At 66.6% G+C, this 8,486-nt stretch carries 7 protein-coding genes; 4 read left to right on the forward strand and 3 right to left on the reverse strand.

Features of this window, described 5'->3' with window-relative positions; all coding sequences use genetic code 11:
- Nucleotides 1-48 precede the first annotated feature (48 nt).
- The 3 genes from CHB99_RS27870 to CHB99_RS27880 all read left to right on the forward strand — a co-directional run bounded on the left by CHB99_RS27870 (nucleotide 49) and on the right by CHB99_RS27880 (nucleotide 3,729).
- Nucleotides 49-468, forward strand: a complete 420-nt coding sequence (locus tag CHB99_RS27870) for a DUF2946 family protein (RefSeq protein WP_042130178.1) — start codon at nucleotides 49-51, stop codon at nucleotides 466-468.
- A 74-nt stretch (nucleotides 469-542) separates the two neighbouring features.
- The gene (locus CHB99_RS27875; protein ID WP_042130175.1) at nucleotides 543-2,699 is read left to right on the forward strand and encodes a TonB-dependent receptor; all 2,157 of its coding nucleotides are present in this window, start codon (nucleotides 543-545) and stop codon (nucleotides 2,697-2,699) included.
- An 82-nt stretch (nucleotides 2,700-2,781) separates the two neighbouring features.
- Nucleotides 2,782-3,729, forward strand: coding sequence for a site-specific integrase (locus tag CHB99_RS27880; protein ID WP_042130172.1), 948 nt, complete (start codon nucleotides 2,782-2,784; stop codon nucleotides 3,727-3,729).
- A gap of 1 nt (nucleotide 3,730) precedes the next feature.
- Here CHB99_RS27880 and CHB99_RS27885 read toward each other — a convergent pair whose 3' ends face one another.
- Nucleotides 3,731-4,870, reverse strand: coding sequence for a glycerate kinase (locus CHB99_RS27885; RefSeq protein WP_042130170.1), 1,140 nt, complete (start codon nucleotides 4,868-4,870; stop codon nucleotides 3,731-3,733).
- Between the two features lie 247 nt (nucleotides 4,871-5,117).
- Between CHB99_RS27885 and CHB99_RS27890 the strand changes: the two genes are divergently transcribed.
- The gene (locus tag CHB99_RS27890) at nucleotides 5,118-5,432 is read left to right on the forward strand and encodes a DUF7693 family protein (protein WP_042130168.1); all 315 of its coding nucleotides are present in this window, start codon (nucleotides 5,118-5,120) and stop codon (nucleotides 5,430-5,432) included.
- 48 nt (nucleotides 5,433-5,480) lie between these two features.
- On the opposite strand, the gene CHB99_RS27895 is transcribed toward CHB99_RS27890, so the two are convergent.
- Nucleotides 5,481-6,860, reverse strand: coding sequence for a diguanylate cyclase (locus CHB99_RS27895; RefSeq protein ID WP_042130166.1), 1,380 nt, complete (start codon nucleotides 6,858-6,860; stop codon nucleotides 5,481-5,483).
- 83 nt (nucleotides 6,861-6,943) lie between these two features.
- Nucleotides 6,944-8,035 carry an MBL fold metallo-hydrolase gene (locus tag CHB99_RS27900; protein WP_042130163.1) on the reverse strand — a complete coding sequence of 364 codons (1,092 nt, stop codon included), beginning with the start codon at nucleotides 8,033-8,035 and terminating at the stop codon, nucleotides 6,944-6,946.
- Nucleotides 8,036-8,486 lie beyond the last annotated feature (451 nt).

Here is an 8,486-nt window from a genome sequence, read left to right on the forward strand (position 1 = left end):
AGGCCATTCGATCCGGCTTAATGCCCGCCTCTCGCCCCGGGCTACTCCATGCTTTCACGCCTGCGCACCCACATCATCCTGCTCGCATGCATCGCAGTGCTGTTCAATCTGCTGGCCATGCCGCTCGACCGTGCCTTGCGCCCGCCCACCGTGGATAACCAGTCACTGATCCTCGGCAGTTTCTGTACCCTCCACGGCGTGCAGAGCCTGCCCAAATCCCTGCTGGCGCAACTCAAGGCCGAACTCCCCGAACTCGACGGCCAGACCAGCAGCAAGGTGCAAAGCGGCGACTGCTGCTGCGGCCACGCCGCTCACGCCGCGCTGCCCGGCGACTACTTCCGCCACCTGTTCCCGCGCTACTGGCCCGAGACCCTGCTGCTCGACCCCGGCCATCTGCTGCCCCTGCCCCGCGAGCAGTGGCCCAGGCTCAACCCCCGCGCCGCCCCCGCTTCCATCGCTGTGATCTGACATCGCCGCGCCTGCCCTGCCTTGAACCGGGCGGGTCGCGCGAGCCTATCCAAATCAAGCCAGGAAGCCTTTGCATGTTTCGCCTGACCACCCTGGCGCTGCTGATCAGCAGCGCCACTACCTGCGCCTGGGCGCAGGACGACAGCCTGACCCTGCCCGCCAGCCGCGTGACCGCCAACGGCGATACGCCCGCCGAGGGCACCCGCCTCGACCTCGATCGCCCCATCGACAGCGGCTCGCGCCTGCACCTGAGCCCGCGGGAAAACCCTGCCTCGGTCAGCGTCGCCGACCGCGCGACCATGCAGCGCATCGGCGCGCGCACCTTCCAGGACGCCGCCAACGCCCTGCCCGGGGTCAACGCCTCGGCACCGCCAGGCTTGGGCGGCTATGTCGCCTATCGCGGTTTCAACGGCGCGCAGATCGCCCAGCTGTTCAACGGCATCAACCTGCAATATGGCTCGGCCGCGCGGCCGGTCGGGGCGTGGATCTACGACCGGGTCGAACTGCTCGGCGGGCCGTCCTCGTTCCTCAACGGCAGCGGCGCGGTCGGCGGCAGTCTGAACATGGTCACGCGCCTGGCCAGCCGCGAGGCGGACAGCTTCGAAGGCCGGGTCAGCTATGGCCGCTACGACACCCGGGAAACCGCCATCGGCATCAACCAGGCGCTGAACCAGGGCGATGGCCCACGTCACTACGCGCGCCTGGACTACAGTCGCACCGGCAGCAACGGCTATATCGATCGCCAGGAAAACAATGCCGGCAACCTGGCCTTTTCCCTGCTCAGTGACTTCAACGAGCGCCTGTCCCACACCCTGGCCATCGAGTACCTGGAAGAACAGGAAGACAGCCCGTACTGGGGCACGCCGGTGCTGCGCCCGCTGTCCGGCACGCTGCACATCGACAAGCATCAGCGTTTCAACAACTACAACGTCGAGGACGGCCGCTACGAGCAGCGCACCCGCTGGCTGCGCTCGATCACCGAGTACCGCTTCAGCGACGACACCCAACTGCGCAACACCTTCTACCACTACGAAGGCCAGCGCGATTACCGCAACCTCGAGGCCTACCGCTACAACGCCGGCAACAGCGCGATACTGCGTTCCAGCGGCTATCGCCAGCGCCACGACCAGGAAGTCAACGGCAACCGCGTCGAACTGACCCATCTCGGCGAGCTGTTCGGCCTGACCAGCGACTGGGCCTTCGGCCTGGACTACAACCACAACCGGCAGACCAACTACCCACTGTCCAAGGGCGCCTTCGACACGGTCGTTCCGGGCGCCTTCGAACCGGGGCACTTCCTCGATATCCCGGGGATGGCCGTGCCACGCGCCAAGGGCCGCAGCACCACCACCGATACCTCGTCGGCCTTCGTCGAGAACCGCACCCGCCTGACCGACCGCCTGGCGCTGGTCAGCGCGCTGCGCTACGACCATATCGACTTCGACGTGGTCGATCACGTCGCGCGGACCGGGCTGGACCGGCGCTGGGACGCGATCACCGGACGCCTCGGTCTGGTCTACGACCTGACGTCGAACCTCAGCCTGTACAGCCAATACAGCACCTCGGCGGAACCGCCGGGCGGCGCCCTGACCAGTGCCTCGATCAGCCAGGTCGGCAATTTCGACCTGAGCCGCGGCCGGCAGGTCGAGGTGGGCAGCAAGTTCGACTTCCTCGACGGTCGCGGCAGTGCCACCGCGGCGGCCTACCGCATCGTGCGCAAGAACATCTCGGTGCCCTCCTCGACCCGCGCCAACGTCACCGAACAGGCCGGGCAGCAGACCTCCACCGGCATCGAGCTGGCGGCGTCGTTCAAGATCACCGAGCAGTTGCTGGCCTCCGGCAACTTCGCCTGGGTCCGCGCCGAGTACGACGAGTTCAACGAAACCATTGGCGGCGTGGTGTATTCACGCAAGGGCAAGACCCCGGTGAACATTCCCGAGCGCACCGCCAACCTGTGGCTGACCTATGACGTCGCCCCCGGCTGGCAGGTCGGTGCCGATGCGCGCTACGTCGCCTCGGTGTACGCCGATACGGCCAACAGCATGTGGGTGCCGTCGTACACGCTGTACGGCGTGTCCGTGAGCCATGACCTGGACAAGCACACCAAGGTCAGCGCGCGCCTGCGCAACCTGACCGACGAGGTCTATGCGAGCTTCATTCACCAGAGCAATACCCAGTACTACCTGGGCGAGCCGCGCAGCCTGGAAGTGGCGCTGGACTGGAAGTTCTGATCGGCCAGACGCCGGCATAGGCAGGGTGGACAGCGAGAGGCTAAACTCGCTGCCACCCCGCATCGGCATACCCTCTTCGTCCATGAGCAAGATCGACCAGTACCTGCAGGCCGCCGTCCGCGACAACACGCGACGCAGCTACCGTTCGGCCATCGAGCATTTCGAAGTGACCTGGGGCGGCTTCCTGCCCGCCAGCGCCGACAGCATCGCCCGCTACCTGGCGGACTTCGCCGGCGAACACTCCATCAATACCCTGCGCCAGCGCCTTGCCGCGCTGGCGCAGTGGCATCTCAGCCAGGGCTTCCCCGACCCGACCAAGGCGCCGCTGGTGCGGCAGATGCTCAAGGGCATCCGCGCCCTGCACCCGGTGCAGGAACGCCAGGCCGCGGCGCTGAGCCTGGAGCATCTGCAACGGACCGTCAGCCATCTCGAACGTTGCGCCGACGAGGCTCGGCGCGAGCAGCACCTGGCCGATCTGCTGCGCGCACGGCGCGATGCGGCGCTGCTGCTGATCGGCTTCTGGCGTGGTTTTCGTGGTGATGAACTGGCGCGGCTGCGCGTCGAGCATATCCAGGCCCAGGCCGGTGGCGGCATGCAGCTGTACCTGCCGCGCAGCAAGGGCGATCGCCAGGGGCACGGGGTCACGCACCGCATGCCGGCGCTGAAGAGCCTGTGCCCGGTACAGGCCTACCTGGAGTGGATCAGCATCGCCGGGATTGCCCACGGGCCGCTGTTCCGCAAACTGGACCGCTGGGGCAACCTGGGCGAGGAGGCGCTGCACAGCGGCAGCCTGATCGCCCTGCTGCGGCGCATCTTCGCCGACGCCGGCGTCCCCGCGGAGATCTACAGCGCCCACTCGCTGCGCCGCGGTTTCGCCACCTGGGCGGCGGCCAGCGGCTGGGACACCAAGGCACTGATGAGCCATGTCGGCTGGCGCGATGTGAAGTCGGCGCTGCGCTACGTGGACGCCAGCGCCTCGTTCGGCGAACTGGAACTGCTTTCTCCGGTACTGCCGCGCCTGCCGCAGTGAATCAGACGCCCCTGGCGACCCGCCACAGCCGCGCGATATCGCCGGCGCGGGCCGCCAGCAGTTCGCCGGCGTTGGCACAGGCCTGTTGCAGGCTCATCGGCCCGCTGGCGATGGCGAACGCGGCATCGATGCCATGTTCGTACAGCGCCTGGTAACCCTCGCCCAGCGTCCCGGCCAGGACCAGCACCGGCACACCATGGCGCTTGGCGATGCGCGCCACGCCGAACGGCGTCTTGCCGCGCAGGGTCTGGGCGTCGAAGCGGCCTTCGCCGGTGATCACCAGGTCGGCGCCCTGTACCGCGTGGTCCAGACCGGCCAACTCCGCCACCACGTCGATCCCCGGACGGAACTGCGCGTCGAGAAACGCCTTGGCGGCGAAGCCCATGCCGCCCGCGGCGCCGCAACCGGGGAAGTCGCGCACATCGCGCCCCAGCAGTTGCGCGCAGTGATCGGCGAAATGGCCCAGGGCGTGGTCGAGCAGTTCGACCTGCGCGGGACTGGCGCCCTTCTGCGGACCGAAGATCGCCGAGGCGCCGTTGCCGCCGCACAGCGGGTTGTCGACGTCCGCCGCCACCTCCACGCGCACGCCGGCCAGGCGCGGATCGAGGCCGCTGGCATCGAGGCGGCTGACGTTGCACAGGGCCAGGCCGCCCTCCTCCAGCGCCGCGCCCTGGGCATCGAGGGTGCGCAGACCGAGGGCGCGGAGCATGCCGCTGCCGGCGTCGTTGGTGGCGCTGCCGCCGATGGCGAGGATGATCCGCTCGGCGCCGGCATCCAGCGCCGCGCCGATCAACTGGCCGGTGCCGTAGCTGCTGGTGCGGCAGGCGTCGCGCTGGCTCGGTTCGAGCAACTGCAGGCCACTGGCCTGGGCCATTTCGATGATCGCGGTGCGCGACCCGGCCAGCCAGCCCCAGTCGGCGCTGACCTCACGGCCCAGCGGCCCGCGTACCGACAGCGTGCGCTGCTCGCCGTCGCAGGCGGCGACGATGGCTTGCATCGTGCCTTCACCGCCATCGGCCATCGGGCAGCACAGCAGTTGCGCCTCGGGCAGCACGGCGGCGATACCGCCGGCGATGGCCGCGGCCACTCCCTCGGCGCTGAGGCTGTCCTTGAACGAGTCGGGGGCGATGACGATTTTCATGAGGGGCTCCTGTTGCAGATGCCAGCATCCTGCCAGTTGTTGCGCGGGTCAGCTTCTGTCGAGTGCACAAGACGCGGGAGGCTTGTTTGTTCAGTTGGACAAGTTGAAGGGCGAATGCAGTGGAATTTCAAATAGATAGGTCGCGGATATTTCCGCCGGACGGGTGTGACGGACGTGCGATAGCGAGTGAATTCGGCCATGCCCTGCGCTACCCTAGCCGGCGAATTTCACCAGATACCCGCCCATCTTGAATACCAGACCCCTGACACCCCGCGAGGCCTACCAGATTCTTCGTGATATCGCCCAGGGCATCCGCCCGATGCGGCGCATCGGCGAGCAGAACTGGGCGCAAGTGCGCAACGGCCTGCTCACCGTGGAAGTGGACGGCTGGGTCTTCACCCTCTACAACGATGGCGATGCCCTGGGGCACTGCGACCGCTGCTACAGCCCCGCCGGCGAGGCCTATATCTTCGATGCCGCGCATCCCTACGGGAGCAACCCGGTGGAATTCATGAGCCAGTGGGAACGGCAGCAGGTCGAGGGCATGCTCAGGCATCTCTGAGCGACACCCTCGACTGCCAGGCCGCGAGCACGCCGCGGCCTTTGTCGTCTAGCCGGCGACGGCCTCGTAGGACACCACCCGATTGCGCCCGCCCTGCTTGGCCTGGTACATCGCCTGGTCGGCCTGGCGCAGCAGGTGCTGGTAGTCCGGGTGACCGTTGTAGGTGGCCACGCCGATGCTCACCGTCACCGGGTGCCGGCGGCCCTCGGTGAGATTGAGCGGTTCCGCCTCGACCTGGCGACGCAGCTTTTCCGCGACCTTCAGCGCATTGGCGTGGTTGATGTCGACCAGGATCATCAGGAACTCCTCGCCGCCCATGCGGAACACATAGTCGCCGGCACGGCTGTGGCTGCTGAGGATTTCCGCGGTCTGCTGCAGGATCAGGTCGCCGGCATCGTGGCCGAAGGTGTCGTTGATGTACTTGAAGCGGTCGATGTCCACCGCCAGCACCGAGAAGCCCTGGGCGCTCTTCTGCGCGATGGTGATCTCGTTGCCGATCACCACCGGCAGGAACTTGCGGTTGAGCATGCGGGTAAGCACGTCGCGGCCGCTTTCCAGCTCGTTCGCCGTGTTGAACAGGCTGTCGAGGTTGAACATCAGGCTCTTGGTCTGGTCGCGGATCTCGCGCAGCACGGACATGCGCTGCTCCTCCCCGGCGGCGAGGAACATCGGCAGCAGCTCATCGTCCATGTTGCGCACGATGCTCAGGATCTGCTCGCTCTGCTTGGTGTTCTGGAAGGCATAGGCACCCTTGTGGCGGAACCACAGGCCGAAATCCGAGGCGGCCAGGCGCGGCAGGTTGACGCCGTTGGAGCCCATCGCCAGGTCGAACATCAGGCTGTTTTCCCAGTCGAGCAAGGCGCCGCGCTGACGCTCGCGCTCGGTGGTGATGTTCTGCAGCACCGAGAACAGCCGATAGCCTTCCTCGTTGCGCGAATTGCGGTCGTGGGAGCGGCTGTAGGCATGGCTCATGATCTCCATGGCCAGGTCCATGGTTTCGCTGGACAGACGCAGGATCTGCGCATGTTCCTCGGCCGCCCAGCCCTGCTCGACGATCAGCTGGAACAACTGTTTTTTCAGGTGACGCGCGCCGCTCAGCACCAGGTGCAGCGGTACGTCGATGCGCGCATGCACCTCGCCGACCTGCTTCTGCAGGGCCACCAGGGGCAGGAAATCGTCCTCGGCACTGGCGGAGTAGACCTTCACCAGCCAGGCCTGCATCGAGCTGCCGAGGCGGCTTTTGACTTCATCGTGGGAAAGAATCAGCGAAGCATTCGGGTCCGCCAGCATATGTTCGTAGAAACGCGCGGCGAGCGTGACCTTGTGGCTTTCGACCAGGCTTTGCAGGGCTCGGGTCAGGGCGCGGGGGAATTGCGCAACCAGGCTGTGCCATTCCCTGGCTTGTAGTTCTGGAGAAACGCTGGGCATGTCTGGCCTATTTTCAGTTCAGCAGCCGCGCATTCTATTGCACGACGAACATGAAAGTCTTTGAAGTACCTCGCGGTATTCGATCAACGCCCTTCATGCAGGCAGCCGCAACGCGGACTGCCCTGGGTCTGCGCGAGCCTTTCCGCCACCTGCGCTTCACGCCACCAGCGCTGCCCTGGCTGCGGCGCATAGAGGTCGAGGCGCTCGCCCATGCCCGGCGTGGTCACGCTGAGGGCGTGTTCGGCGGCTTGCTCCAGCACTGCCTCGAAGGGCTCGTACCAGGCGTGCATGGCCAGGTCGAAGGTGCCGTTGTGGATCGGCAGCAGCCAGTGTCCGCCGAGGTCGAGATGGGCCTGCACGGTCTGCCGTGGGTGCATGTGCACATAGGGCCAGTGCTCGTTCCAGGCGCCGGTTTCCATCAAGGTCAGGTCGAACGGGCCGAAACGCCGGCCGATCTCGGCGAAGCCGTCGAAATAGCCGGTGTCGCCACTGAAGAACAGGCGCAGGCGCGGCGCTTCGATCACCCAGGAACACCACAGGGTCCGGTTGCCATCGCGCAGGCCGCGCCCGGAGAAATGCTGCGCCGGGGTCGCGGTGAGGCGCAGGCCGCCGGCCTCGGTGCCCTGCCACCAGTCGAACTGGCGCACCTTGTCCGCCGGCACGCCCCAGGCCAGGAGGCGATCGCCGACGCCCAGCGGGGTGACGAACAGTTCCACCTTGGGCGCGAGCACCCGGATGGTGGCGCGATCGAGGTGGTCGTAGTGGTCGTGGGAGAGGATCACCCCGCGGATCGGCGGCAGCTCGGCGAGGCTGATCGGCGGTTCGTGGAAACGCTTGGGTCCGGCGAAGGAAAACGGCGAGGCGCGCTTGGAGAACACCGGATCGGTCAGCCACCAGCCGCCTTCCAGCTTGAACAGCACGGTGGAATGGCCGAGGCGGAACAGGCTGCCATCGGCGGCGGCGTCCAGCGCCGCACGGCTCAGTGGCTGCACTGGCAAGGCGACACGCGGCACGGTGGAGCGCGGCTTGTTGAACAGCAGGTTCCAGATCACCCGGGCATTGGGCTCGGGCGAGTCGGCCGGGCGCGGCGTGAGGTTGTGAAAGCGTCCCTGCCGGGCCTGGGGCGAATGGTCATGGTTGGCGATCGGCGCACGCAGCAGCGGGGGGAGTTTCAAGATCGGCTGTCCTGGGGGGAAGGATTGTCCAATCTACGCCGGTTGTGCGCTGATTCAAGTGAACCGGGATGAATTGCGTGGATTGGACAAGGACGCTGGAGGAATAGGCAATTCGAGCTGCGTCGAGACTTCCGGGTGCCTGTCTTGGGCCTTGCGGCGCTCTCCAGATCGAGCGCCGCCCGCGCGGCGCATCGCGAGCACGCTCGCTCCTACATTTGTTGCAACGTGCCTATGCCTGTCAGGCCATGGTTGCCCGCCTTGTGTGTACGACGCGGTATCGCGTCGACCCCAACAGCCTCCCCACGATGAATCGCCAGGCCCCAAAGGCTGGCAACGCCGCTCTCACAGGCCATGGCACGTTGCAACAAATGTAGATACTCTGTTGGCGGTCAAGCTTTTTTGAGGTGATCAGAGCTGAAAAGCTTGGCCGTATCGAATGGTTCGTTCCCGT

It is taken from the genome of Pseudomonas japonica (genome assembly GCF_900188455.1).
Lineage (GTDB): Bacteria > Pseudomonadota > Gammaproteobacteria > Pseudomonadales > Pseudomonadaceae > Aquipseudomonas > Aquipseudomonas japonica.

Bases quoted from the DNA above. Each gene is read 5' to 3' on its own strand.
- CHB99_RS27885 (WP_042130170.1), bottom strand. From the start codon at position 4,870: ATGAAAATCGTCATCGCCCCCGACTCGTTCAAGGACAGCCTCAGCGCC.
- CHB99_RS27870 (WP_042130178.1), top strand. From the start codon at position 49: ATGCTTTCACGCCTGCGCACCCACATCATCCTGCTCGCATGCATCGCA.
- CHB99_RS27880 (WP_042130172.1), top strand. From the start codon at position 2,782: ATGAGCAAGATCGACCAGTACCTGCAGGCCGCCGTCCGCGACAACACG.
- CHB99_RS27875 (WP_042130175.1), top strand. From the start codon at position 543: ATGTTTCGCCTGACCACCCTGGCGCTGCTGATCAGCAGCGCCACTACC.
- CHB99_RS27895 (WP_042130166.1), bottom strand. From the start codon at position 6,860: ATGCCCAGCGTTTCTCCAGAACTACAAGCCAGGGAATGGCACAGCCTG.